The following is a 24,468-nucleotide window of genomic DNA, read 5'->3' as shown; positions in this document are numbered from 1 at the left end:
TCAGCCCAGCCCGAGGGCCGGGGCGAGCTCGCGCAGCGCGGGCATCGGGTCGGCGGCGGGATCGTCACCGAGCACCTGGACCACCACGTGGTCGGCGCCGGCGTCCAAGTGCCGCTTCACGTGCGCCGCGACCGCCTCGGTGCCACCGATCGCGGCCATGTGCTCGGCCAGCCGGGTCGAGCCGCCGACGACCACGTCGGACTCGTCGAATCCCTGCCGCAACCAGGACTTCCGGTAGTTCGGCAGCTGCGAGTACATGTGCAGGTGCTGGTGCGCGCGCCGCAGACCGGTCTCCCGGTCCGCGGTGAGCGCGACGGCCTGCTCGCTGACCACCCACTCATCCGGTCCGAGCTGCTCGCGGGTGCGCGCGGTCTGCTCCGGGGTCACCAGGTACGGGTGCGCCCCGTCGGCGGCGGTACCGGACAGCTCGATCATCTTCGGCCCCAGCGCGGCCAGCAGCCGGGCCAGGCGCTGCGCGCCCGGCTCGACCTGCTCGGGGACCGCGTCCATGGTCCGCAGGTACTCCCGCATGGTGCTCAGGGGCTTGTCGTAGGTGCCGGCGTAGCTGCGCTCCACCAGCGGGGCGTGGCTGACGCCCAGCCCGAGCACGAAACGTCCCGGGTGCAGCGCTGCGAGGGTGCGGGCGCCGGATTCGGCGGCCGGGGCGCTGCGGGCGTGGATGTTGGCGATGCCGGTCCCGACCACCAGCCGCTCGGTGCCGCCCAGCAGGGCGGCGGCCTGGGTGAAGCTCTCCTTGCCACCGGCTTCGCCGTAGAACAGGGAGGCGTAACCGAGCTGCTCGATCTCGCGGGCGCGGGTGAGCACGTCGTTGATCGACCAGCTGTCGCTGGTCCACCAGACGCCGATGCGGGAGCGGAAGTCGATGTCGGCCATGCCGCGGAGACTACCGGTCACCGCCGGAGCTCCGCGCTTTCAACCCGGCACGACTGTCCGGAAGTGCCTCGCCGTGCCGCTGGATCGTCCCGCTCGTGGGCGGGCGGGTCCTCGGCAACCGCACCGCGGCGGCGCGGCGTGCTCCGGCGCGCCCGAGGCGCCGCCCCGCGCCGACCGCTCGGGCACCGTCAGCGCAAGCGGTCCCCGTTGTCGAGGATCGCCGCGCTCAGCGCCTCGACCGTGGCGTCACCCGCCTCCTCCCGCGCGAGCAGGACGACCTCCACCTCCCCCGGGGAGGGCAGTCCGGCCGTGCGGGGAACCTCGACCAGCCCGCCGGGGATGAGGCTGCGGGCGTGCACCGCGATGCCGAGGCCGGCCAGCGCGGCCGCGCGCAGCCCGCTGAGCCCGGTGCAGGTGCAGGAGGCCCGCCAGGGCGACCCGTGCCGTTCCAGGGTTTCGGTCGCGTACTCGCGGGTGATGCTCGGCGGCGGGTACAGGATGAGCGGGACGGGTTCGCCCGGGTTCGGGACGACGCCCGGGGCGGCGATCCACACCAGCTGCTCGCGCCACAGCAGGCGGCCGCGGCGCTGCCCGGGGCGGCGTTTGGCCAGCACCAGGTCCAGCTGGTCGTGCTGGAGGCGCTCGTCGAGGGTGCCGCTGAGCCCCACCGTGAGTTCCAGGTCGACCAGGGGGTGCCCGCGGCGGAAGTCGGCGAGCACCTCGTGCAGCCGCGTCAGCGCGAAGTCCTCGGAGATCCCGAGGCGCAGGCGGCCGCGCAGATCGGACTCGGCGAAGTAGTTCCAGGCCCGCTCGTTCGCGTCGAGGATGTTCTTGGCCAACCCGACCAGCGCCTCGCCGTCGGAGGTGAGGTCGACGGCGTGGGTGTCCCTGTCGAAGAGCACGCGTCCGGCGGTCTGCTCGAGCTTGCGGATCTGCTGGCTCACCGTCGACTGCCGCACTCCCAGCCGCGCGCCCGCCTGCGTGAAGCTGCGCACCTCCTCGACGACGAGGAACGTCCGGAGCAGAACGGGGTCGAACACGCACCGAGGTTATCGCGTTCCGCGATAGCAGTCAGTGCGTGCTCCGCGGTTCCTCCCGCCGCGTGCGCAGCGCAGACTCGGCGCAGTCAGCGGAGGAGGATCATGCGTCAGCTCGTATCGCTGCGGGGATGGCGTCCGGACGGGTTCGTGGTCGCGCTGCTCGCGACCGTGCTCGCGGCCGCGGTGCTGCCCGCGCGGGGATCCGCGGCCGCGATCGCGGCGTGGTTCGCGGACCTCGCCGTGCCGCTGCTGTTCTTCCTGTACGGCGCGCGGCTGTCGCGGCGCGCCGTGCTCGCGGGAGCGCGCCACTGGCGGTTGCACGTGGTGATCCTGGCGAGCACGTTCGCCCTGTTCCCGGTCCTCGGGCTGGTGTCGGCACCGGTGGTCTCGCACCTGCTGCCCGGTCAGCTCGCGGTCGGTTTCCTCTTCCTGTGCACGCTTCCGTCCACGGTGCAGTCCTCGGTCGCGCTCACCGCGACCGCGCGGGGGAACGTGCCGGCGGCGATCTGCTCGGCGTCGATGTCGACGGTCCTCGGGGTCGTCACCACCCCGGTCCTCGTCGCGGTGCTGCTGTCCACCGGTTCCTCCTTCTCCGCGGCATCGGTCGCGTCCCTGCTCACCCAGCTGATCGTGCCGTTCGCCGCGGGGCAGCTCGCGCGGCGGTGGATCGGTGAGCGCGTGGAGAACAACCGCCGGGCGCTCAGCCACTACGAACGCGGCTCGATCCTGCTGATCGTGTACGTGGCGTTCAGCAGCAGCGTGACCGCGGGGACGTGGTCCGAGGTCGGGGCGGCGCAGGTGGCGTCGCTGGCGCTGCTCGGCGCGGTGCTGCTCGCCTCGGTGATGGCGCTCCTGCACGGCGGGACGCGCCTGCTCCGGCTGCCGCGGACGGATCGCAGCACGATCGTGCTGTGCGGGTCGTTGAAGAGCCTCGCCACCGGCCTCCCGATCGCCGGGGCGCTGTTCCCCGGGCCGCAGGTCGGGGCCGTCATCGTCCCCGTCATGCTCTACCACCTGCTGCAGCTGATCGTCTCGGCGGTGTACGCGCGCGGCCAGGCCCGCAGGGCCGCGGCCCCGGAGGAGGCGGCACCCGATCTCACGCGCTCCGCGGTCCCGCGGGACCGCGAGGGGTAGTTCGGCGGCGGGCGCGGGGCTACCGCGAGTCCGAACGGGACGGACGAGCTCCTCCGCCGGGCGCGGTCGTGGGCGCTGCGACCTCGACCAGCGCTCCGCGGAGGAAGTCGACGAGCTCCGCGCGGGCGTCGAGCGGGAGCACGTTCGCGACGTACTGGTCCGGCCGGACGACCACGAGGGCTCCGCGCTCCCGGTCCAAGCCGCGCCGATCGAAGACGTCGCTGGCCGGGTCGGGGCAGAAGACCTTCTCGTAGTCCACGAGCCCGAACGGCCCCTTGCGGGGCAGGAGGACCGGCGGCAGGTCCTCGACGGTGAGCTCGCGGTGCCCCTGCTGGAGCACCGCCCGGAGGTCGAGCACCGAGTCGGGATCGGCGCCTGCGGGGGTGAACCGGGCGATCGGCGAGTCCGCCGAGGCCAGGAAACCGGCCAGTTCCCGCAGCCGGGAACAGGGGGCGCCGGGGTGGGGCCGGTCGGCGAACGCGTAGAGGCGCCAGGCACCGTCCGCCCGGGCGGCGTGGCCGAGGTGCATCGGTTTGGCGTCGGCCAGCCGGACGACCGGCGCGGAGTGGAACCGCATCCCGACCGGCAGGCCCTCCGCCAGGTGCTGGTGGGTCGGTGCCGCGGTGAGCGCGGAGGGCTCGTAGCGGACCGCGACACCGGCGGTGAACCGCCCCTGCTCGCGGAAGTAGCGCTGGAACCGGGCGGGGTCGGCGTCCTCGCCGTCCGGCCGCTCGCTGAACAGCGCCGCGAACTCCCGGTCGAAGTCGATGAGCTGCCGGGCGACCTCCTGCCGCTCAGCGGAGTAGGTGCGCAGCACCTCGGGCCGCGAGGTCCCGCGGAGCACGGTGCCGAGCTTCCACCCGAGGTTCCAGGCGTCGGCCATCGAGACGTTCATCCCCTGCCCGGCCTTCGCGCTGTGCGTGTGGCAGGCGTCGCCGGCGATGAAGACCCGCGGCAGGCGGGTGTCGCCCTCGTCGACGTCGTCGAAGCGCTCGCACAGGCGCTGGCCGACCTCGTAGACCGCCCACCAGCCGACGTGCTTCACGTCGATGCTGTAGGGGTGCAGGATGCGGTTGGCGACCGCGGTGAGCTTCTCCGGGGTCGCGCTGCGCTCGCGGAGCATCTCGGCGTCGCGGTCGTTGTCGAGCTCGATGTAGAGCCGGACCAGGTAACCGCCCTCCCGCGGGATGATCAGAATGCTGCCCTGCTCGGAGTTGATGGCGGACTTGAGCCGGACGTCGGGGAAGTCGGTGACGGCGAGGACGTCCATGACGCCCCACGACTGGTTCGCCGCGTCGCCTTCGAGGCGGCGGCCGATGGCCTGCCGGGTGGCGCTGCGGGAGCCGTCGCAGCCGACGACGTACCGGGCGCGGACCGTCGAGGTCCCGCCGGTCGGCTCGGAGTCCTCGAGGTGCTGCAGCGTGACCGCGACCGGGTGCTCGGCGGTGGTGTCGGCGTCGACCCGCACGTCGGTGGCGTGCAGCCCGTAGAAGGGCTCGGCGCGCGTGGCGGAGCGGTGCATGTGGTCGCGCAGGTAGGACAGCATCCGCGCTTGGTTGACGATCATGTGCGGCATCTCGGAGAGGTCGTCCTCGACGTCGTTGATGCGTCCGGTGCGGACGATCGAGGCGCCGTCCCCGGGGTCCGGCCGCCAGAAGGTCACCTCGTTGACCTGGTAGCCCTCGTGGATGAGCTGGTCGGCCAGGCCGAACGCCTCGAACATCTCCACCGTGCGGCACGCGACGCCGTCGGCCTGGCCGACCTGGAGCGGCCCGTCCCGCCGATCGACGATCACGGTGCGCAGCTCGGGGAACTCGGCGAGCTGGGCCGCCAGGAGCAACCCGGCAGGACCGCAGCCGATGATCAGGACATCGGCCGTGTCCGGCAGACCGGCGGGACGCTCGTCCAGGGAGGGGTGGGGCTCCGCGACGAACGGGTTCCCGGGTTTGTAACCGTCGAGGTAGAACTGCACTGGTCTGGCTCCTCCGGGCGTCGAACTCCTCGGGCCCTCGGGGCGGAGGGTCGCCGATCCCCACCGCGGAGCTCCGCGGTGGCACGCCCCATCGTGCGGCGATTGCGCCCTGCGGGACAGAACGTTCTGCTGTGCAGAACATGTTTCCCGGGACCGCAGGTCCCACGTGGCCGCACTCCTCCGGCGAGGTCGACGAACAGGACGCCGTTGCCGCGGAGGCCTTGATGCAGCCAGTGCAGGTGCGGCCCCTCGAGCCGGAGCTTCCCGCGGGCAGAGGCGCGGCCCTGCGAGCGACCTCCCCGCGAGCGGTGCTGCTAGCCCGACCCCCGACCGTTGTGCTCGCGGAACAACCGCCCGTGCTCTTCGCTGCAGAACGTCAGCACCACGTTCGACTCGCTCTGCCCGTCGTAGTGCCGCTCGTAGTGAGCGTTGTCCCGGTCCACGGTCTGACCGCACCAGTCGCACGCCTCGACGACGTCGCCGTGCTCGCGTTGCTCGTCCATCGCGCTTCTCCTCCGTCCGACGCGCTCGTGGTGTTGTGCGCTGGTCCGCACGCAGATCCACCGGACCTGGCGATCCCGCTCACAGGAGTACCCGCCCGCTCCGCGCGGTGCACCTCGAGGAGGAGGCACCGCCGCCGGCGCGCTCTCCGGCGAAGACCGCCCGGCCCCGCCTTCGCGGCGGAGCCGACCGGCCTCCGGGCGGTCTCATCCGGCGAGCTGGGCCTGCCACATCCAGTGGGACTTCTCGATCTCCCCGCTGATCCTGATCAGCAGGTCCTGCGTGACGGGATCAGCCTTGCCCGTTTCGTCGATCCGCTCGCGCAGGCGGCTGATCATGCCCGCCAGCGACGTCACGACCACCTCGATGACCTCGCGGTCGCCCTTCCAGCCGGCCTCGAGCGAGGCGAGTTCCGAAGTCCCCGCGACGGTGCTCGCCCGCCCGTCCGGCGAGCCGCCGATGGTGACCGCGCGTTCAGCCACCTCGTCGGCGAACCCGCGGGCTGTCGTGACCAGCTCGTCGAGCTGCCGGTGCACGTCGCGGAACTTCTCCCCCACCACGTTCCAGTGCGCCTGCTTGCCCACCAGGTGCAGGTCCACCAGGTCGACGAGAGTGCTCTGCAGCACGCGGAGAGCGGTGTCCCGTTCCGCATCGTTCAACGGACTCGTGATCTCGGCGCTGCCGCTCATCCTCGCTCGTCCTCCCAACGATCGGGTCTTTCCGTTGCGCTCCGCGCATACCCGTGATCCTCCCGTTCTATGACGAACGGAGGTGTGATCAGCAGCACTCCCCGAAGTGACCCGGCACAGCGCTTCCGGCGCGAGCCCCGGCGATGAGCCACAATCACCGGGCACGGCCCGCTGCTGTTCGAACCCCGCAGGAGCTCCCGTGGACCGAGACGGCCAGCCTGACGACCAGGACGTGCGAGCGCGCGAAGGCGAGGGTGCGCTCGTCCTCGGCATCGTCGCCGACCCGGACATGCCCGCGCAGGTCGGGGCCCGCCTGGCGGCCCAGCTGACGGACTGGCTGGACGAGAGCACCGGGCACGCCTGGACGATCGAAGTCGTCGCGGAACCGCTGACCGCGGGGTTGACCGAACGCGAGACGCTGCTGCAGCACTTGGAGAGCTACCGCGCCGAACGCGAGTGGGTCTACGCGATCTGCCTGACGGACCTGCCCGTGCTGCTGCGCCGACGCCCCCTCATCGCGGGAGTCAACCCGCCCCGCCGCGTGGCTCTCGTGTCGCTGCCTGCTCTGGGCGGGGTGCAGCCCTACCGCCGGATGCGGCAGATGCTGATCCAGCTGCTCGAGGAGTTCCAGCACGGCGGCGAGCAGGCGACCGCGGCTCCGAGCAACCACCGGCTGCACAGCTGGCTCACCAACGCGCTGGCGCCGGTGCACCGCACGAACAGCAGCACCGAAGGAGGACTGCTCTACACCGCCAACCGGGTGAGCGGATGGTTGCGGTTGCTCTCCGGCATGGTGCGCACCAACCGCCCCTGGCGGTTGGTCTTCGGGTTGTCGAGCGCGCTGGTCGCAGCCATCGCCACGAGCGCGTTCGGCCTGTCCTCCAGCACGATCTGGCAGCTGGCCGACAACATCGCCGCACCGCGGCAAGTGCTGGCCGCGGTGCTGTCCATCATCCTGCTGGTGTTCTGGCTCATCGCCGCGCACGGGCTCTGGGAACGGCGGCGCGGCACCAACTCCCCCGCGCTGCGCCGGCTCTACAACACCTCGACCGCGCTGACGCTGTCGATCGGCGTCGCCTGCCTGTACCTGGGGTTGTTCCTCATCAACATCGCCGCAGCCGCCTTCCTCGTCCCCGGCACCGTGCTGAGCTCAACCCTGCAGCACCAGGAGCACGTCAGCACCTACATCAACCTGGCCTGGGGATTCACCACCATGGGAGTCATCGCCGGCGCTCTGGGGTCGAGCCTGGAGTCCGACCGGGCCGTGCGCCAGGCCGCCTACGGCTATCGCGAACAGCAGCGCCGCGCCCAGCACAGCAGCAACTCCGGCAGCAGTTCCTGACGACGCTGCGGCTGCGCCGGGAGCGCTGCGGCCGCACCGGAGAGGCTGCGCCGAGACGAGTCGTGCGCGTGGGTCTCCACGTGCGCACAACCCCCTCGGCGCAGCACGACAGGACGTTCGGGTGTGCTCCTCCGGGCTCAGCTTCCCCGGTTCTCGCCCAGCTCCTCGACGATCGGGTTGTCCGGGGTCTCCCGCTGGTGCTCCGCCAGCCCGCTGTGCTGGTGCCGGCTCGCCTGCTGAGCCTTGTCCGAACTCGACTGCCCCTCCTCCTCGGCCATGTCCAGCGGGACGGAGCGGACGATCTCGGTCAGGTTCTCGTACTCGGCCACCGGCAACGCGCGCAGGGAGCGGACCGTCTCCTCGTCAGCGCCGTGGTTCTGCGCGTGCGCAACCAGGTCCTCCTTGGAAGCGGGGAAGTCCACTTCGGACAGGGCCGCTTCCAGGCTCGCGCGGTCAGTGCTCATCGCTTCTCTCCCAACTGATCGGTCTCGGCGCGGTGCGGCGTGCTGGCTCAGCCGTCGACGGGGAAGCGCAGCAGTGCCCCGACACCGTCGGTCATGCCGGTGCCCTCGGCGGCCAGGTCGACGCTGGAACCCGTTGCGGCGCACGCCTTCAGCAGGAAGTCCTCGCGCGCAGCCGGCCTGCCGTGCTCGAACAGCAGCGTGTCGACGGCGCCCATCTCGGCGGCCCGGGCCACTGCCGCATCGCCGTGCACGGCCCGCCCGTGGGCGATCCCGGCGTTGAGCTGCTCCGCGCGCTCCTCGGCGCTGCTGGCGCTGTGCTCGCCGGCGATGCGCCTCATCTGCTCGGCCAGGGCCTCCTCCGAAGCGTTGTCGTCACGGCCGCTGCTGTCGGTTTCGACGACGAGATCGGCCAGCTCCTCGGGGAGCTTGTCCCGCAGCGCGCTGCGCGCTTGCACCTCGCCGGCCAGCACCAGCACTCGGGGGTGGAACTCGTTCCGGAGCGTGCTCAGCCGCTCGGCGATGTCGCCGACGTTGTGCTCGAGCGCCTCGTCGGCCCGCCGCTGGATCTGCTTGTGCGCCAGCGCTCCGCCCCGCGGCTTGTGCACCCCCTCCGCGGCGCCGCCTTCGACGCTCTCGACGTCGAGCTCGCGCGCGGTGTGCTGCGCCGCGCAGACCTCCTGGCGGATCTGCGCGCCTTCCTGGTCGATGACGGCGACCAGCATGCGCACCGACCGGGCCTCCTCCCGGACGTAGGCGGCCAACTCCGGCAGACGCGTCCAGTGCGCGTGATCGCCGGTGCCGAGCGCGGCGTCCCACGGCTCGTCGAGCACGAGGCCGTCCTCCACCGAGACGAGAACACGACCGTCGCCGTGCTCCTCGCCCGACTCGGAGCGGTTCAGCGCCGCATCGATCGCGTCCAGCGCTCCGGCAGTCGCGCCCTCAGCGGCCAGGGCTTCCCGCAGCCCCTTCCACCGCAGCCGCACCTGCTGCTGGGCGTCCTCACCGGGAGAACGGCCCTCCAGGTAGACCGTGGCAAACGGTCCCTCGTTCTCGTACACCGGGCGCAACTTCGCCAAGTCCACGTGTTCTCCTCCTCATCGTCGGTACGACGTCGGGTGCCGGCGCTGGACGAGGGGCTCTCCTGCAGCACCGCCACGAGCTCATCACTCCGCCCGGGACGGCGGGCTCACGACTGCTCCGGCCGCTGGGGAACAGCGGCTTCGACGTCCTCGGTACTGGTGTACTCGCGGTCCGCGAGCCCCCGCAGTGCCCGCATCGTCTTCGCATCGGCCTCGCGGGTGTCGGCGTACTCGAGCAAGTAGCCCTTGCTCACCGGGAACTCCAGACCCTGCAGGACCTTGCGGACCCGCCGTTCGTCGGCATCCGTCACAGTTACCTCCTCGCTGCCCATCGCTCTCAACAACTGGGCCCTCGACGACTGGTGCAACACCGCCCCCAGCTCCTCCGGAGTCCGCTCGCGCGCGGCGAACCGCTGCGCGAGGCGCGCTACGGCGCTGCTGCTGGCAGGAAGTACTACCCGCGGAGCGCGCACGCCAAACCACGAACTCCCACCCGGCGCAGGTACCGCGGCAGAACTCCCGGGTCGGAGCCAGGAGCAGCTCCGGCGATCCGCAGCGGGAACCACGCGGAAGAGGTGCGCGCACCACCGCTCGACACCGGGCTGCGCAGGAGCAACCGGCCGCCCCGTACGATGCTCGCAACAGCACCGGGGCTCGGTCGGCCACGCGGCGAGCCCTCTGCGCTCGGACGGAGCACGCGCTTCGCCCTCACCCGAGCGCGGCGCACCGGAGCGGCCCGCGCTCAGCGGACGCACCGTGCAACGACTCGACTGCCCAGGAGAGGAGCTCACCAGTGCCCGAGGACGCCAACCGACCGGACGCATCCCGGACGGCCTCGGAGGCGACCGGCCGGCGTTCGCCCGAAGCGGACTCCTCGGCGGAACGCGGGCGCACTCCCGAGGACGCGGCGCCGGAGCCCGATGCGACCGGACCGGCCGCTGCGGGCGAGGTCCCCGTGAAGATCCCCGACCTCGCGGCCGGGATCGGCCGGCTCCCCAACCTGCTGCTGGGCACGGCGGAGATCGACGAAGTGCTGTGGGAAACGGCGCTGCTGGCGGTGCGAGCCGACGAGACCGTGGAGTCGTGCGGGGTCACGGTGATCCGCGATGACGCGCTCGTGTCGATCCTGCCCGACCGCTCCCCGCACGCGAAGCTGGAGAACACCCAGTACGCGGCCGAAGACGGCCCCATCCTCGAGGCGATGCGCGAACACCACCCGGTGCTGGTCAGCTCCACGGCCACCGAGCGGCGTTGGGGCGAGTACCCGCGCCACGCCCGCGAGGCGGGCATCGGCTCATCGCTGACCCTGCCCATGCTGGCGGGTGACAAGCCGCTCGGCGCCATCACGCTGTACTCCTCCCGCCCCCGCGCCTTCCCCGAACACCACGTGCTGGGCACGCTCGTCGCGAACCTCGCGGCCACAGGACTGTGGTGCCTCCTGCGCCACGCGGACAAGCAGCGCATGGAGGAGCAACTGCAGCAGGCCCTGACCTCGCGGGAAGTGGTCGACCAGGCCAAGGGGATCATCATGGCCCAACGCGGCTGCGACGCGCGGGAGGCGTTCTCGCTGCTGCGCCGCACCAGTCAGGACAACAACATCAAGCTCCGCGACGTAGCTCGGAAGGTCGTCGACCGAGCGGTCGGAGGCGACCCGGCGGTGGAGACCCCTCCGCAGTGACGCGGGGCGGGCCCGCCGGCCCCTCCCCAACGCGCCGGCTCCGTCCGCACACCGCCGTTCACCGCAGTCGCACGCCACCGGTTTGCGCTTGTCGGACCAACTTCCGAGTTCGCATTGATCGAAACGCGCTCCCTCTTGTACACACGTGTGGTCAGCCGGCACCGGCCGGACGCAACGAACGAGGGGTCTCCGTGCGTTTCGCGAACGTCGCCGGGCGTCCGAGCCTGGTGGAAGACACCGGACGAGTCGTGGACATCGCCCGCGCCAGCGGCGGACACTTCCCCGCCGACGTGCAGGCCGCCTACCAGCACTGGGACGAACTGCGGGAACTCGCCGCCGACCTCGACCCCGCCGACTCGGCGGTCGTCGAAGCACCCGCCCACGCGTTCGACAACCCGGTCCCGGCCCCCCGGCAGATCTTCGCCATCGGACTGAACTACACCGACCACGCCGCCGAATCCGCCCAGGCCGTGCCCGACGAACCGGTGGTGTTCACCAAGTACCCCACCTCGCTGACCGGGCCCCGCGGCGCGATCGCCCTGCCCCCGGGACGCGTGGACTGGGAAGTCGAACTGGTCGTGGTCATCGGCCGCCACGCGCACCGCGTCACCGCCGAGACCGGGTGGGAGCACGTGGCCGGCCTGACCGCGGGCCAGGACCTCTCCGAACGCGACCGGCAACTGGCCGGCTCGGCCCCGCAGTTCAGCCTGGGCAAGTCCCACCCCGGCTTCGGCCCGGTCGGCCCGGTACTGGTCACCCCCGACGAACTGGACGATCCCGACGACCTGGAGCTGGGCTGCCTGGTCAACGGCGAGCAGCGGCAGAAGGGCAGGACCTCCGACCTCGTCTTCCCCGTGCCCGAACTCATCGCCCGCCTCTCCCGCGTCACCCCGCTGCTGCCCGGCGACGTCCTCTTCACCGGCACCCCCGCCGGCGTCGGACTCGGGCGCAGCCCCCAACAATTCCTCGCACCCGGCGACGAACTCACCAGCTACGTGCGCGGCATCGGCGAGATGCACCACCACATGATCGCCGAGCGCTGAACCGAACTCGGCTTCGCCGCCGGGCGCGGGTGGGAGCGGCGCGCACCCGGCGGCGAAGCTGTCCGCGGTGTGCCCGGTCCCGCGCCGGCGGTGCCGAGGACGACGAGTCCGCGCTCACGCGAGCTGCTGGAGGAGATGCCCCATGCGATCCCGCTTCGCCGCCAAGTAGGTGGCGTTGTGCTCGTTCGGCACGGCCTCGAGGGACTGCCGTTCGCTGATCGCGATCCCGCACTCCGCGAGCGCGTGGCACTTGTCCGGGTTGTTCGTCATCAGCCGCACCGAGGAGACGCCGAGCTCGGCGAGGATGCGAGCGGCCGGGAGGTAATCGCGGCCGTCGATCGGCAGGCCCAGCGCCCGGTTCGCCTCGAGGGTGTCCAACGCGTGGTGCTGCTGGAGCTCGTAGGCCTGCAGCTTGTGCCCCAAGCCGATCCCCCGTCCTTCGTGCCCCCGCATGTAGACGACGACGCCCCGCCCCTCGGCGGCGATCGATTCCATCGCCATCCGCAGCTGCGAGCCGCAGTCGCAGCGCAGCGAGCCGAGGAGGTCACCGGTGAGGCACTCGCTGTGCAAGCGGACGGGCACGTCCCGGGCGCCCTCGACGTCCCCCATCGCCAGGGCGAGGTGTTCGACGCCCTCGGCCTCGGAGCAGTAGGTGACGGCCCGGAAGACGCCGAGGTCGGTGGGGATCGCGGCCTGGCCGGTCCGCCGGACGCCGGTGCCGTCGTCGCGCACCCACCGGACCAGCTCGGCGATGGAGACCATCGGGATGCCGTGCTGCGCGGCGAAGTCGTCGAGACCAGGCCGGCGCATCATCTGCCGCCGGTCGGGGGTCACGATCTCGCACAGGAGAGCGGGGCCGTTCAGCCCGGCCAGGCGGCACAGGTCCACCCCCGCTTCGGTGTGCCCGGTGCGTTCCCGCACCCCTCCCGCCCTGGCCCGCAGCGGCATGACGTGGCCGGGGCGCGCCAAGTCCGCCGGTTCGAGCAGCGGATCGGCCAGTGCGCGGGTGGTCGCAGCCCGGTCCCCGGCGCTGATCCCCGTGGACGTCCCGTGCCGGTAGTCGACGCTGACGAGGAAGGCCGTGCCCTGGCTCTCGGTGTTGGCCGCGACCATCAGGTCGAGGTCGAGCGCCTCGGCGCGCTGCTCGTCGAGCGCGACGCAGAGGAAACCCGAGGTGTACTCGAGGAAGAAGGCGACGTCGTCAGTGCTCGCGTGCTCGGCGCCCATGATCAGGTCGCCCTCGTTCTCCCGGTCCTCGTCGTCCACGACCAGGACCTTCCCTCCGGCTGCGAGCGCAGCGACAGCTTCCGCGACACGGGTCGACGACATCGGCTTCTCCTGCGACGTAGATCGGTTCCGGGTGACTGCCCTCCACCGCGCGTGGCTGGTTCCCGCCGACGCCTCGTCCGCAGCGCCACGAGGAGGCGGCGGCCGCACGGTGAGCACCCACGGGAGTGTTCATCAATCGTGCCCACCAAGAGCACCCGTAGAGCGCTCGCAGAGCGCCCACAAAGTGTTCATATTTAGAACACTGTATTCAGATACGATAGACATCGCTCCACTGGGCGTCAAGTGCCCGTCACCAGTCCCCGCCGTGCACGCCCCGGATTTTCCGTTCCCGCGAGGTCTTGACGAGCGGGGTAGCGCGGACCACAATATCGGCAGTTATGTTCAAATAATGAACAAAGCGTCCAATGATGTAGTGCCAACGATGCCTTGCCCGGAGAACCACCCGCGAACGCCGAGTACCAGGGAGTGCCCGTGACCGAGGAAGCTGATGTCGTCGTGGTGGGCGGCGGGATCGCCGGCCTGATCACCGCTCGCGAGCTCAGCCGGCGTCGACTGCGCGTCGTCGTGCTCGAAGCCCGGGACAGGCTGGGCGGGCGCGTGTGGACGGACCACCGGCTCGGCCGGGACCTGGAGCTCGGCGGCACGTGGCTGCACTGGGTGCAACCGCACGTCTGGGCCGAGATCACCCGCTACGGCCTCGAGGTGACCCGGGGTCCGCGCCCCGAAGAAGCCTACTGGCTGGCCGGCGACGAGGTCCGCACCGGAACGCTCGACGGCTTCATGGAGCTCATCGATCCGGGCATGCGCCGACTCCTGGCCGGCACGATGCGATGGGTCCCCCGGCCCGACAGGCCGACATCGGAAGAGGGACTCCCGTCGGCCGACGGCGCCACCGTGCGGGACAAGCTCGACGAGCTCGACCTGCCGGTGGAGGAGTACAACGCCAACGAGGCCGCGTGGGTGGGGCACCTCAACGCCTCCCCCGACGAGGCCGCGTTCGCCAGCGCCCTGCGCTGGACCGCCGCCACCGCCGGTTCCTGGCACCTGATGCACGAGGCCTCCGCGGTGTTCCGCCTCGCTTCCGGCACCCGCTCGCTGGTCGAGGCGATCGCATCGGAGACCAGCGCCGACATCCGAACCTCCACCGAGGTGCGCAGGATCGAGCACGACGCGAGCGGCGCTGTTGTGACCACCGCGGCCGGGGAGACGATCAACGCGCGGCGCGCCGTCGTGACGCTGCCCCAGAACGTCCTCGGTGAGCTGGACGTCTCGCCCGCGCTGTGCGCCGAGAAGCGCGCCGCGAGCCGCGAGGGGACGGCCTCGCGGGGGGTCAAGGTGTGGATCCGCGTGCGCGGTCCGATCAAGCCGTTCTTCGCCTACTCGTCCGCGAGCCACCCGCTGTCGGTCGTGCGCACCGAGTTCGTCGGGGACGAGGACGCCGTCCTCGTCTCGTTCGGCGCCGATGCCGGGAAGATCTCCCCCCACGACCGCGGTGCCGTCCAGGAGGCGCTGCGCGTGTGGCGCGACGACCTGGAGGTCCTCGAGGTCACCGGACACGACTGGATGGCCGACCAGTACTCCCGGGAGACGTGGCTGATCCAGCGACCGCACCAGCTCACCCGGTACTTCCGGGCGCAGCAGCGCCCCGAGGGCGCACTGCACTTCGCGGGGAGCGACTACGCCAACGTGTGGGGCGGCTTCATCGACGGGGCCATCGAGAGCGGCCTGCACGTCGCCGGCGAACTCACCGCGCAGCTCGACCCGCAGCGCTGACCGAACCAACCCGAGAGTGGGAGGGATCCGACCGTGACCATCTCGCCTTCGACAACCATCGACCAGCACCACTACCGGAACGTGATGGGACACCTGCCCACCGGCGTCGTCGTCGTGGCCGGGCGCGAGGTACCCACCGGAGGCCCGGCCGGACTCGTGGTCGGGACCTTCCAATCCCTGTCGCTGGACCCGCCCCTGGTCAGCTTCAGCGTCGACCGGAGCTCCAGCAGCTGGCCGAAGATCCGCCCGGCAGCGCGGTTCAGCGCCAGCGTCCTCGCCAGCGAGCAGAACGACGTGTGCCGGGCGCTGTCCAGCAAGCGCGACGACAAGTTCGCCGCGGTGGACTGGCACGAATCCGCGGACGGCGCTCCGCGGATCTCGGGGGCGCACGCCTGGATCGACTGCACCGTCGAGCAGGAGCTGGACGGCGGCGATCATCTCATCGTGATCGCGCACGTCTCCGCCATGGACGAGGGCGAGGGCGAGCCCCTGGTCTTCCACCGCGGCCGCCTCGGCGGGTACCGCGACATCTGATCCCCAGCAGCACACCCGACGCGACGCGAGGAACTGAGAGCGCACCCGGATGACCACGATCGACCAGACCGAACCCGAAGAAACGCAGGAGCAGCTCGACCGGTGCTTGGACGCCGCCGCGGCAGCGGGGGCTGTCTGGGGGAAGCAGACCCCGCACCAGCGCGCGTACGCGCTCTCGGCCGTCGCGGACGCGCTGGACGCCGAGGCGGCGACCCTGGTCCCCGAGGCCGTGCGGGAGACCGGGCTCGGCGAAGGCAGGCTCACCGGTGAGCTGAAGCGCACCACGGTCCAGCTGCGCATGTTCGCGGACGTGCTGCGCGACGGGTCCTACCTGCGGATCGTCATCGATCGGCACGACCCCGACTTCATCCTCGGTCCCCGCCCCGACCTCCGCCGCTGGTTGGCTCCCCTCGGCCCGGTGCTCGTGTACGCGGCGAGCAACTTCCCGTTCGCGTTCTCGGTCGCCGGCGGGGACACCGCCTCCGCGCTCGCGGCCGGCTGCCCCGTGGTGCTGAAGGCCCACCCCGGGCATCCGCGCACCTCGCAGCGAACGGCGGAGATCGTGCGCTCGGCCCTGACCGCGAACGGCGCCCCGGAGGGGACCTTCGAGGTGATCACCGGCCGGCAGGCGGGTGTGCGGGCGCTGCAGGACCAGCGCGTGACCGCGGGCGCGTTCACCGGCTCGGTGGCCGGCGGCCGGGCGCTGTTCGACATCGCCGCCTCCCGCGAGCACCCGATCCCGTTCTTCGGCGAGCTCGGCAGCATCAACCCAGCGGTGGTCACCACCGAGGCGGAGCGCGAGCGCGGCGAGCAGATCGCCGAGGGGTTCGTGGGGTCCTTCACCCTCGGGGCGGGGCAGTTCTGCACCAAGCCGGGAGTGCTCCTGCTGCCGCGGGGCACGGAACTGCCGGCACGTCTGGCCGAACTGCTCGGGCGAGCCCCCGCCGCCAGGCTGCTCACCTCCGGGATCGCCCAGCGCTACCGCGAGCGGGTCGACGAGATCGCGAAGACCCCGGGGGTCGAGGTGCTCGCCGACGGGAGCGAGTCCGCGGACCCGTCCGGCGTCCCCGCCTTCGCGCCGACGTTGTTCCACGCCGGCTCGGTGAAGAACCTGAACGAGCACAGCTCCGCCCTCCTGGAGGAGACCTTCGGCCCCTCCGCCGTGGTGGCCGAGTACGACTCCGCGGAGGACGTGCAGGAGCTCCTCGCCGCCGTGGCCGGGAGCCTGACCGTCACCGCGCACACCGCGGCCCAACCCGGTGACGCCGAGCGGGAACGGCTCTCCGGGATCGTGGAACTGGCAGCAGCGCACTCCGGTCGGGTCGTGTTCAACGAGTGGCCGACCGGGGTGTCGGTGACCCCGGCCCAGCAGCACGGCGGTCCGTACCCCGCCACCACCGCGGTTTCGCACACCTCGGTGGGGACGGCGGCCATCGACCGGTTCCTGCGCCCGGTGAGCTACCAGAACACGCCGGACTCCCTGCTGCCGCCCGCTCTCCGCGAGGCGAACCCGCTCGGTCTGCCCAGGACGGTCAACGAGGCGGGGGTTTCGCGCCGCTGGGACTCGCCGCAGCGGTGAAACCCGCGGCACCTGCCGTGTGCCGAGGCGGTCCCACCCCGGTACCCGGGATCGGTGCACCGCTGGGAACGACCGCCGGCGTCCGCAGTGACGCGGCCGCTCGTCGACGGTCGTGGCCCTCGCGCGCGACGGCGGGGGCGCTGGCGCCCGGAGCGCGTGAACAGCCGCTCCTCGCTCGTGCCGGCCGGACAGGGACTTCGGCCGGCACGAGCGCGTCCCGATCACGGGTACCGCCCTCAGGCGGGCGGGTCGCCGGTGCCTCCGCGGTGATCCGCCCGGCGATCGCCCGAACAACGGGCGCAGCACCGATGCGCCCGGGGCCGGCAACACCGCGCCGCCCCGCGCGCCCACGTCCCACCGCTCGGCGCACCAGCGCCTCGTGCTGGCGGGCCGCTCCACCACCTCCACAGTTACGTTCGCATGTCGAACAAAATGTTCGATCGACAAATGGGGGAGACAATGCCGTCTCACCGCATGCGCCCGCCCGCCGTCGCGCCCTCGGCTCCGGCCCGCATCTCGGCGGGCTGCAGCGAAACCAGCGCGCACGACGAAACCTCCCGCCTCCCCACGACGACGAGCAGTTCGGGGAGCACCGGGTCCGGCTCGCCCCGCTCGGCCCCGCACGAGCAGCTCGACGAGCTGGTACCGAGCCCCAGCAGACCCCCGCCGGTAGCGGACCGGGCAGCGCTCCGCAGTCGAGCCGCCCGGCGCACCGCGCGAACCAGCAGGGCAGAACTCCCCCGCGCCCGACCACCCCGGCGGCGAGCCGGACGTGCGGCGGTGCTGGCCGGATGACCAGCCGGGCCCTCGCGCGCACCGACCACGACCGGACGTCCTCCGGAACGCCGGTCGCGCCCCTGCGGAGTCAACTGCCCACGGGGCATCCGCCGCAGCGCGCACGACACAGCGCGCTCCTGCCGGGGAGCGCGGCCGGCGCGCGCGACGCACCGCTGGTCCGCGGCTGAAGCGGTCTCAGCCAGCACGAGACCCACCTCCTCAGCGACGGGTCGTGGAACGCGCACCGCGCACCCGACTCGCCTCCCCGAGCTCCACGTCCGCACCGCGACGCGGATCGAGCGCGCGGGCCTCCCGCGAGAACCGCGCGCTCCCCGGTGCCGCGGTCCGAACTCCTCCCGGGCCGCGGAACCCCCGACACCCCTGTTCACTCCGCCCTGAACTCAGCCCGGAAGGGGACGACCCGATGCAGCCCTCCGAACTCCGCGACATCGCCACGACGCTGCGCACCGCGCGGGCCGAGCGCGCGCCGGTCACCGCGCCGACGAAGACGTGGCCCGGTCTCGACCCGGACAGCGCGTTCGAGATCCAGCGGATCAACGTCGAAGCGGCCCTCGCCGGCGGCGACCGCCTCGTCGGCTACAAGCTGGGGAACATCGCGAAGGTCATGCAGGACGCGTTCGGCCTGGACCAGCCCGACTACGGCTTCCTGCTCGCCACGACGCTCGCGCACGAAGGCACCCCGGTGGACCGGGCCCGCTTCATCGCTCCGTTCGTCGAGCTGGAGCCGGCTTTCATCCTCGGCCGCCACCTCCGCGGTCCCAACACCACAGTCGCCGACGTCATCGGCGCGATCGAGTACACCGTTCCAGCGATCGAGATCATCGACTCCCGCGTCCAGGACTGGGCCATCGACCTCCCGGACACCCTCGCCGACAACGGTTCGACGGGAGCGGTCATCTTCGGCGGATCCCCGCGGCGCATTTCCGAGGTCGACCTGGGCGGCACGCGCGGCGCGCTGGAATTCAACGGTCGTCGCGTGATGGCGGGGAACACCAAGAACATTCTGGGCAACCCCCTCGCCGCCACGGCGTGGCTGTGCAACAGGCTCGCCACCTACGACATCGGATTCTCCCCCGGTGAGGTCGTCCTTCCCGGAAGCTGCCTGGAAGCGGTTCCGATGAACCAATCCGGACGCTGGTCGGGAAGCTTCGAGAACTGGGGAACGGTGGAATTCGACGTGTTCGTGTGAGCACGCGGTCTCGGTTCCGGACCCTTCCCGCTCACCGATTCCGCCGCGCGGCCCGACTCGCACTCGCCGACGACGAGCGCGCGGCCACGTGAAATCCCTGGATCGAACGCGGTGTCCCGCGAGGAGCTTCTCCGCGCGGGTGCGACTCAACACGCCGTCGCCGCAACTCCGCCCATGTCGTCTCCCCCGAGCGGCCGGAGAGGGCGTCGTCCCGCTCCGCCGTCCCGGTCGCACGGGCGAAGTGCTGCCAGGACGCCGCACATCACCTGGATGACCACCCGGGACCAGCTCGGCGGAGGACCGGTGCGGTTCCCGTCATCGCTCGCCCGCGGCGGAGGCGTCGTTCAACGTGCGTCCCGTCATCTCGGGAGCCAGGGCTTGGGAGACGACGGCGCCGAGGACGCAAACCCCCGCGGCGATGACCATCGTCACCCCTCCGCCGAGGTCCTGCATGGCCCAGGGGAACAGGAACGTACCGACACCGGCGCCGACGCGACTGACGGCCGTGGCGAAACCCGTTCCGATGCCCCGGATCTCGGTCGGCAGCACCTCACCGGGGTAGACGCCGGTCAGAGCGGTGCACATGGCGTTGGCGAAGGCGAAGACCAGGAAGCAGGTCAGGATGAGCAGCGGCGGTGCGGACGCCCAAACTCCGATGACCACGAGGACGACGGCGCAGACCCACTGCTGGGGGATGGTGAGCTTGCGACGTCCGATGCGCTCGATGAGCAGAGTGGACACGACCACGCCGGCGAATGCCACGCCGTTGACGCCGATCGCACCGACCAGGCCGTCCTCGCCGAGCCCGTACTGCTCGAGCACGCTGGCCGAGAACGTGGCGATCGCGAAGTAGGGGGTCACGGTGCAGAACCAGAACACCGAGATGAAGGCGGTGGCGCGCCAGTACCGCGGGCGAGGTGGATCGAGATGTGGTGCGGAACGGCGAAGATCCAGCGGGCACCTATGCCCGGGATCACCGAAAGTTCATAATGTGAACGCGATGACCGATAGCTGCCGCAGAGCCGTTCGGGATCGTCAAGAATTCATCTCGAGAGCGCCGCATTAACAGGCGATGCCGTTCGGCGGGAGCCAGATTCGGCAAACGCAGTGTTCATGATGCGGATGTGTTTTTCGCGAAGGAGCGCGACCCGATCCTCCCGATACCGTTCACCGGGCTCCGACCTCCTGCGACGACCCCCTCGGGCCGCGAACGCGGACGCGGCCGCACGGCCCCCGGTCGCCGAGCAACAGCTGCTGAGCGCTCGGCGGCCGGCTGCGGCGTCGCCCACCCACCGGTCCGGCCGTCGCCTGCCCCGCGCGGGCGGACCCGAGCGCGCCCCGGTGCTGTGCACGTTGCGCATCCTGCTTCCCCGCGTCCGCCCGAGCTCACGTCCGCGCTACGCGCGGCCCGACGCCCCGGGAGCGCTGCCGAGCCGCCACCAGGGCAGCGATGCACTCGACCCGCGTCCATTAAGTGAACGCGGACGTTATACTGAACGTGTGCCCTGGCCCGAGCGGTCCAGGACATCGACGCGTTCGAGGAGGCGGTAGTGGGCGAGGCGCCCGAGCAGGCGGAGATGACCAACAAGTCGGTGACCAAAGCCGTCCGCTTGCTCCGCGAACTGGCTGCACAACCGCGCACGGGGGCCACGGTCACCACCCTCGCGAAGGAGGCGGGACTGACCAGGCCGACCGCGTTCCGCCTGCTCCACAGCCTCGAGCAGGGCGGTCTGGTGGACCGGCTCGACACCAACTACGTCCTCGGCTGGGAGCTCGCCCGGCTCGGGCGCCACGCGGACCCCTACGCGGGGCTGGTCGCCCACGCCCAGCCCCTGCTGCAGGAACTGGCCGACGCGTTCAACGAGTCGGTGACCCTCTCCGTGCCGAACGCGCAGGACGGTCTCGACCTGATCGCCGAAGCCGCCGGCTCGCACGTGGTCGGCGTCCTCTCCCGCAACATGGTCGGCCAGCGCTACCCGATGCACGCCAGCTCCACGGGCAAGGTGCTGCTCGCGGAGCAACCCGCCGACAAGCTGCAGCGGATGCTGCCCGAGGAGCTCGACGCCTTCACCCCGCACACCATCACCGACCGGGCCACCCTGCTCAAAGAGCTCGAGCAGGTGCGGGAGCAGGGCTTCGCCATCATCGACAACGAGCTCGAGTACGAGCTGCTCTCGCTCTCCCGCCCGATCAGGGACTCGGCGGGAACGCTCGTCGCCATCCTGACCCTCAACGGTCCGCGGAACCGGTTCGGCCGCGCCCACATCCCCGATGCCCTGCACCAGATGCAGAGCATCGTCGACCGCTTGATCGACCTGTTCTGGCGCGACACCGCGTCCGGCTGAGCTCGCCGCCGGTCCGCGCCTCGCCGGACTCCCCTCCCCGGGTTCCGGTGCACCACCACGCCTCGCGGTGAGCCCCTCCGCTGCCGTTCGCGGGCGGCACCCGCCCCGTCGAGCACCGACGCGCGTCGACCAGCGAGCCCCGCACTCGCAGTTCCCCGTCGCGCAGCTCCGCACTCCCCGGCTCGCGGTCCGTCCCCACCGGGCCGGGAGGCGCCCCCGCGACTCCGCTCCCCGCCTCCGCGCGACCTGTCGCGCCCCCGCGGCGGGTCGCGCCCCCGCCGGCAGGTCGCGCCGGCTCCGAGCGCTCTTGACGAGGGCACGTGCCCGTCATACATTGACCTCCATCAAATGAACATTACGTTCGTATATTGAACGGATGGTGTCATGACACGACGGATGCGGCTGTTCGCCTTCGAGTTCCAAGGTCCAGCGCACCTCTCCGCGGGGATGTGGCGGCACGAGCACGACCAGGGCCACCGCTACAAGGACCTCACGTTCTGGACCGAGTACGCCAAGATGCTCGAAGAGGCCCGGTTCGACGGGATCTTCTTCGCCGACTCGCACGGGTACCACGACGTCTACGAGGGGAACGCGAACGCCGCCCTCTCCGACGCCGCGCAGATCCCCTCCCTGGATCCGACCCTGGTGATCTCGGCGATGGCGGGCGTGACGCGGAACCTCGGGTTCGGCGTGACCGGCTCGACCACCTACGAGACCCCGTACGCCCTGGCCCGCAAGTTCACCTCGCTCGACCACCTCACGAACGGACGGGTGGGCTGGAACCTGGTGACCTCCTACGCCCAGAGCGCGGCGCGCAACTTCGCGAGCGGAAACCTGGTCCCCCACGACGAGCGCTACGACATGGCCGCCGAGTACCTCGAGGTCTGCTACAAGCTGTGGGAGTCCTCGTGGGAGGACGACGCGGTCGTCCGCGACGCGGACCGCGGCATGTACGTCGACCCCTCGCGGGTCCACGACATCGAGCACCACGGGCGGTACTTCGACGTGCCCGGCTTCGCCCTCTGGGAGCCCTCCCCCCAGCGGACCCCCGTGATCTTCCAGGCAGGCGGATCCCCCCGGGGCCGGGCGCTCGCGGCGTCGAGCGCCGAAGCGGTGTTCGTCAACGCCGTGTCCACGCCCGCGCTCAAGCGGCAGGTCGACTCGCTGCGCGAGCTCGCCGCGGAGCACGGGCGCGAGCCGCAGAACCTGAAGGTCCTGCAGATGCTCAACGTGGTGTGCGCGCCCACCGACGAACTCGCCCGCGCCAAGTACGAGTCCTACCGCGAACTCGTCAGTTACGTCGGGGCGATGGCCCGCTACAGCGGCTGGACGGCCCTCGACATGGCCCAGTTCGACCCGGACGTCCCCCTCGAGCACGTCAAGACCGACGCCGGGCAGACCATGATCGACCTCTTCGCCAAGATGGACCCGGACAAGCAGTGGACTCCGCGCGACATCGCGGACTTCCTGGGAATCGGCGGCAGCGGGCCGACGATCGTGGGCTCCCCCACCACCGTCGCAGACGAGCTGATCCGGTGGATGGACGAAACGGGCATCGACGGGTTCAACCTCGGACATGCCGTGAAGTACCAGGACATCGCCGACTTCGCCGAGCTCGTCGTGCCCGAGCTGCAGAAGCGCGGCGTCGTGTGGTCCGACTACGAGGGCTCGACGATGCGCGAGAAGCTGTACGGCCCCGGAACCGCGCGGTTGCAGGAGGACCACCCGGGACACCGGTTCTCCATCCGCGAGACCGCCTCCGCGCACGGCTGATGCGGGCGGCGTGCGGGCACGGCCCGGTGCTCGCACGATCCACCGCGTTCGAGGACGGGTGCCGCACCCCGCGGCCACCCGTCCCCCAGTAGCCGGTTCACGCGTTCCCGCACCTTCGGGCGAGGACCCGCCGTCGAACCGCGTTCCCGACCTCCGATCATTCCACCCGCCGCGCAGGTGCTCGCAGTTGCCGGTCACGGCACAGCGCTGCCAGAAGAAACGAGGAGCGAGGATTCCCGCATGTCAGCACAGTTGAGCGGTATTCTCACCGCCCTTCCCACTCCGTTCGCACCGGACGGGCAGGTCGATGCGCACGCCCTGCGCCGCCTGGTCGACCACAGCATCGACGGCGGCGTCGACGGTGTCGTCGCCTGCGGTTCCACCGCCGAGTTCGCCGCGATGAGCGGCGCGGAACGGCGCCTGGTCGTGGAGACCGTGGTCGAGCAGGCGGCCGGGCGCGTGCCGGTCGTCGCGCAGACCGGTGCGGTGAGCACGACCGAAGCGATCGAACTGTCGCGGCACGCGCAGGATTCCGGCGCCTCGGTGCTGATGCTCGTCGCCCCGTACTACGAACCGCTCACCCACGACGAGACGCTGCATTACCTGCGCACGGTGGCCGAGAGCGTCGACCTGCCGATCATGCTCTACAACCTGCCGGACGCCACGGGCGTCAACCTCACGCCCGAGCTGGTCGGCAAGCTCGGCCGGGAAGTCGCCAACATCCGCTACATCAAGGACACCGGTGCCGACCTCTCCCAGCTCCGGCAGTTGATCCACCACTGCGGCGACGTCGTCTCCACCTTCGGCGGGTGGGACACGCTCACGCTGTCCGCGCTCACCGAGGGCGCCGCCGGTGTCGTGGCGGGCAGCGCGAACGTGCTCCCGGCCGAGCTGTCCACCGTCCACAAGGCGCTGCGCGACGGTGAGGTCGACCGCGCCCGCGCCGAGTGGTCGCGGATTTCCCCGTTGCTGGATGTGCTGATGTCCGTACCGTTCATCCCGGCCATCAAGACGGCGCTGAACGCGCTCGGACTGCCCAGCGGCAGGCCCCGGCAGCCGCTGCTCGAGCTCGACTCCGCCGCGGCGGAGAAGGTCTCTGCTCAGGTGTCCGCGCTGAAGCCGCACTCCCCGCGCACCTCGGTGGGGAGCACGGCGGCCGCGGTTCGCCGCGCCGGCGACGTGCCCCCCTGGCGCACCACGACGAGCTTCCCACCGGCCCAGCACTTCGTGGACGGGGAGTTCGTGGAGGCTTCGTCGGACCGCGTGATCGAGGTGGTTGATCCGTGTTCGGAGGAGGTGTTGTGCGGTGTGCCTGCGGGCACGGCCGCTGATGTGGATCGGGCGGTGGCCG

At 71.5% G+C, this 24,468-nt stretch carries 21 protein-coding genes; 11 read left to right on the top strand and 10 right to left on the bottom strand.

Going from position 1 to position 24,468, the window contains the following annotated elements; genetic code table 11:
* On the bottom strand, positions 1 to 894 hold the full coding sequence (locus ACYVJE_RS07135; RefSeq protein ID WP_461143817.1) for a TIGR03620 family F420-dependent LLM class oxidoreductase: 894 nt from the start codon (positions 892 to 894) through the stop codon (positions 1 to 3).
* Positions 895 to 1,082: 188 nt separating this feature from the next.
* Entirely contained in the window at positions 1,083 to 1,934 is an 852-nt protein-coding gene (locus ACYVJE_RS07130; protein ID WP_459156182.1) for a LysR family transcriptional regulator, read from the bottom strand.
* 102 nt (positions 1,935 to 2,036) lie between these two features.
* On the opposite strand from ACYVJE_RS07130, the gene ACYVJE_RS07125 reads away from it, so the two are divergent.
* Complete coding sequence (locus ACYVJE_RS07125; protein ID WP_461143816.1) at positions 2,037 to 3,068, top strand: bile acid:sodium symporter family protein; 1,032 nt, start codon at positions 2,037 to 2,039, stop codon at positions 3,066 to 3,068.
* 19 nt (positions 3,069 to 3,087) lie between these two features.
* Here the strand turns inward: ACYVJE_RS07125 and ACYVJE_RS07120 are convergent, their stop codons facing one another.
* The 3 genes from ACYVJE_RS07120 to ACYVJE_RS07110 all read right to left on the bottom strand — a co-directional run bounded on the left by ACYVJE_RS07120 (position 3,088) and on the right by ACYVJE_RS07110 (position 6,230).
* Positions 3,088 to 5,040 (bottom strand): FAD-dependent monooxygenase, encoded by a 1,953-nt coding sequence (locus ACYVJE_RS07120; RefSeq protein ID WP_461143815.1) that lies wholly within the window; start codon positions 5,038 to 5,040, stop codon positions 3,088 to 3,090.
* Positions 5,041 to 5,354: 314 nt separating this feature from the next.
* Positions 5,355 to 5,543 (bottom strand): hypothetical protein, encoded by a 189-nt coding sequence (locus tag ACYVJE_RS07115; protein ID WP_461143814.1) that lies wholly within the window; start codon positions 5,541 to 5,543, stop codon positions 5,355 to 5,357.
* A gap of 204 nt (positions 5,544 to 5,747) precedes the next feature.
* On the bottom strand, positions 5,748 to 6,230 hold the full coding sequence (locus ACYVJE_RS07110) for a Dps family protein (protein ID WP_461143813.1): 483 nt from the start codon (positions 6,228 to 6,230) through the stop codon (positions 5,748 to 5,750).
* Between the two features lie 199 nt (positions 6,231 to 6,429).
* Between ACYVJE_RS07110 and ACYVJE_RS07105 the strand changes: the two genes are divergently transcribed.
* Complete coding sequence (locus tag ACYVJE_RS07105) at positions 6,430 to 7,572, top strand: hypothetical protein (protein WP_461143812.1); 1,143 nt, start codon at positions 6,430 to 6,432, stop codon at positions 7,570 to 7,572.
* Between the two features lie 137 nt (positions 7,573 to 7,709).
* Here ACYVJE_RS07105 and ACYVJE_RS07100 read toward each other — a convergent pair whose 3' ends face one another.
* The 3 genes from ACYVJE_RS07100 to ACYVJE_RS07090 all read right to left on the bottom strand — a co-directional run bounded on the left by ACYVJE_RS07100 (position 7,710) and on the right by ACYVJE_RS07090 (position 9,426).
* On the bottom strand, positions 7,710 to 8,036 hold the full coding sequence (locus ACYVJE_RS07100; RefSeq protein WP_459156188.1) for a DUF2795 domain-containing protein: 327 nt from the start codon (positions 8,034 to 8,036) through the stop codon (positions 7,710 to 7,712).
* 47 nt (positions 8,037 to 8,083) lie between these two features.
* On the bottom strand, positions 8,084 to 9,118 hold the full coding sequence (locus tag ACYVJE_RS07095; protein WP_461143811.1) for a baeRF2 domain-containing protein: 1,035 nt from the start codon (positions 9,116 to 9,118) through the stop codon (positions 8,084 to 8,086).
* A 104-nt stretch (positions 9,119 to 9,222) separates the two neighbouring features.
* Positions 9,223 to 9,426 (bottom strand): DUF2795 domain-containing protein, encoded by a 204-nt coding sequence (locus ACYVJE_RS07090; RefSeq protein WP_459156190.1) that lies wholly within the window; start codon positions 9,424 to 9,426, stop codon positions 9,223 to 9,225.
* 482 nt (positions 9,427 to 9,908) lie between these two features.
* On the opposite strand from ACYVJE_RS07090, the gene ACYVJE_RS07085 reads away from it, so the two are divergent.
* Together ACYVJE_RS07085 and ACYVJE_RS07080 are read left to right on the top strand one after the other, a co-directional pair.
* The gene (locus tag ACYVJE_RS07085; RefSeq protein WP_461143810.1) at positions 9,909 to 10,793 is read left to right on the top strand and encodes a GAF and ANTAR domain-containing protein; all 885 of its coding nucleotides are present in this window, start codon (positions 9,909 to 9,911) and stop codon (positions 10,791 to 10,793) included.
* 191 nt (positions 10,794 to 10,984) lie between these two features.
* On the top strand, positions 10,985 to 11,836 hold the full coding sequence (locus ACYVJE_RS07080) for a fumarylacetoacetate hydrolase family protein (RefSeq protein ID WP_461143809.1): 852 nt from the start codon (positions 10,985 to 10,987) through the stop codon (positions 11,834 to 11,836).
* Positions 11,837 to 11,950: 114 nt separating this feature from the next.
* On the opposite strand, the gene ribA is transcribed toward ACYVJE_RS07080, so the two are convergent.
* The gene (gene ribA / locus ACYVJE_RS07075) at positions 11,951 to 13,165 is read right to left on the bottom strand and encodes a GTP cyclohydrolase II (protein WP_461143808.1); all 1,215 of its coding nucleotides are present in this window, start codon (positions 13,163 to 13,165) and stop codon (positions 11,951 to 11,953) included.
* Between the two features lie 432 nt (positions 13,166 to 13,597).
* Here ribA and ACYVJE_RS07070 point away from each other — a divergent pair, with 432 nt between their 5' ends.
* The 4 genes from ACYVJE_RS07070 to ACYVJE_RS07055 all read left to right on the top strand — a co-directional run bounded on the left by ACYVJE_RS07070 (position 13,598) and on the right by ACYVJE_RS07055 (position 18,999).
* Positions 13,598 to 14,899, top strand: a complete 1,302-nt coding sequence (locus ACYVJE_RS07070) for a flavin monoamine oxidase family protein (protein WP_461143807.1) — start codon at positions 13,598 to 13,600, stop codon at positions 14,897 to 14,899.
* Positions 14,900 to 14,932: 33 nt separating this feature from the next.
* A complete protein-coding gene (locus ACYVJE_RS07065) occupies positions 14,933 to 15,433 on the top strand; it encodes a flavin reductase family protein (protein ID WP_461143806.1) in 501 nt (166 codons plus the stop codon).
* A gap of 49 nt (positions 15,434 to 15,482) precedes the next feature.
* Entirely contained in the window at positions 15,483 to 17,012 is a 1,530-nt protein-coding gene (locus tag ACYVJE_RS07060; RefSeq protein WP_461143805.1) for an aldehyde dehydrogenase (NADP(+)), read from the top strand.
* Positions 17,013 to 18,213: 1,201 nt separating this feature from the next.
* Positions 18,214 to 18,999 carry a 2-keto-4-pentenoate hydratase gene (locus tag ACYVJE_RS07055; RefSeq protein ID WP_461143804.1) on the top strand — a complete coding sequence of 262 codons (786 nt, stop codon included), beginning with the start codon at positions 18,214 to 18,216 and terminating at the stop codon, positions 18,997 to 18,999.
* 315 nt (positions 19,000 to 19,314) lie between these two features.
* Here the strand turns inward: ACYVJE_RS07055 and ACYVJE_RS07050 are convergent, their stop codons facing one another.
* Positions 19,315 to 19,953, bottom strand: coding sequence for an MFS transporter (locus ACYVJE_RS07050; RefSeq protein ID WP_461144025.1), 639 nt, complete (start codon positions 19,951 to 19,953; stop codon positions 19,315 to 19,317).
* A gap of 596 nt (positions 19,954 to 20,549) precedes the next feature.
* On the opposite strand from ACYVJE_RS07050, the gene ACYVJE_RS07045 reads away from it, so the two are divergent.
* The 3 genes from ACYVJE_RS07045 to dapA all read left to right on the top strand — a co-directional run.
* A complete protein-coding gene (locus tag ACYVJE_RS07045; protein WP_461143803.1) occupies positions 20,550 to 21,344 on the top strand; it encodes an IclR family transcriptional regulator in 795 nt (264 codons plus the stop codon).
* 384 nt (positions 21,345 to 21,728) lie between these two features.
* Positions 21,729 to 23,117 carry an LLM class flavin-dependent oxidoreductase gene (locus ACYVJE_RS07040; RefSeq protein WP_461143802.1) on the top strand — a complete coding sequence of 463 codons (1,389 nt, stop codon included), beginning with the start codon at positions 21,729 to 21,731 and terminating at the stop codon, positions 23,115 to 23,117.
* Positions 23,118 to 23,357: 240 nt separating this feature from the next.
* Positions 23,358 to 24,468, top strand: a 1,111-nt coding sequence (gene dapA / locus ACYVJE_RS07035) for a 4-hydroxy-tetrahydrodipicolinate synthase (protein ID WP_461143801.1), incomplete at its 3' end; no start/stop codon positions are given.

The sequence above is a fragment of the Salinifilum aidingensis genome, from assembly GCF_054782015.1.
This window is presented reverse-complemented; position numbering and strand designations above follow the sequence as displayed.

Coding starts and splice junctions, on each gene's coding strand:
- ACYVJE_RS07125 (WP_461143816.1), top strand. CDS start 2,037: ATGCGTCAGCTCGTATCGCTGCGGGGATGGCGTCCGGACGGGTTCGTG.
- ACYVJE_RS07060 (WP_461143805.1), top strand. CDS start 15,483: ATGACCACGATCGACCAGACCGAACCCGAAGAAACGCAGGAGCAGCTC.
- ribA (WP_461143808.1), bottom strand. CDS start 13,165: ATGTCGTCGACCCGTGTCGCGGAAGCTGTCGCTGCGCTCGCAGCCGGA.
- ACYVJE_RS07055 (WP_461143804.1), top strand. CDS start 18,214: ATGCAGCCCTCCGAACTCCGCGACATCGCCACGACGCTGCGCACCGCG.
- ACYVJE_RS07115 (WP_461143814.1), bottom strand. CDS start 5,543: ATGGACGAGCAACGCGAGCACGGCGACGTCGTCGAGGCGTGCGACTGG.
- ACYVJE_RS07135 (WP_461143817.1), bottom strand. CDS start 894: ATGGCCGACATCGACTTCCGCTCCCGCATCGGCGTCTGGTGGACCAGC.
- ACYVJE_RS07040 (WP_461143802.1), top strand. CDS start 21,729: ATGACACGACGGATGCGGCTGTTCGCCTTCGAGTTCCAAGGTCCAGCG.
- ACYVJE_RS07100 (WP_459156188.1), bottom strand. CDS start 8,036: ATGAGCACTGACCGCGCGAGCCTGGAAGCGGCCCTGTCCGAAGTGGAC.
- ACYVJE_RS07110 (WP_461143813.1), bottom strand. CDS start 6,230: ATGAGCGGCAGCGCCGAGATCACGAGTCCGTTGAACGATGCGGAACGG.